We start from the raw sequence: 424 nt of genomic DNA, 5'->3' as shown, positions 1-424 counted from the left end.
TGTCGAAGGTGGGACTGGCGATTGGGACGAAGTCGTAACAAGGTAGCCGTACCGGAAGGTGCGGCTGGATCACCTCCTTTCTAAGGAGCATCTAGATCCTGTAAGGGATCCAGAGCCACTACGTCGGCAAATGTTCGACGGTGGTCAGCTCATGGGTGGAACGTTGACTATTCGGCACGGCAGGTCAACCACTGTCAGTACTGCTCTTCGGGGCGTGGAACATGGTGGGTGATGGGTCGTGTCGGGCACGTTGTTGGGTGTCTGAGGGTGCGGCCGAGAGGCTGTCCTTCTGATCCGGCCCCAGTGAACTCATCCGGTTTTGGGTGGGGTGGTGGGTGGCTGGTCGTTGTTTGAGAACTGCACAGTGGACGCGAGCATCTGTGGCCAAGTTTTTAAGGGCGCACGGTGGATGCCTTGGCACCAG

The 424-nt window shown here is 58.3% G+C and carries 1 rRNA gene; it reads left to right on the top strand.

From position 1 onward, the window contains the following. A 16S ribosomal RNA gene (locus tag IF19_RS0134325) occupies positions 1 to 80 on the top strand; the annotation flags it as partial. Positions 81 to 424: the final 344 nt, after the last annotated feature.

It is taken from the genome of Streptomyces californicus, assembly GCF_000717645.1.
GTDB lineage: Bacteria > Actinomycetota > Actinomycetes > Streptomycetales > Streptomycetaceae > Streptomyces > Streptomyces californicus.
This window is presented reverse-complemented; position numbering and strand designations above follow the sequence as displayed.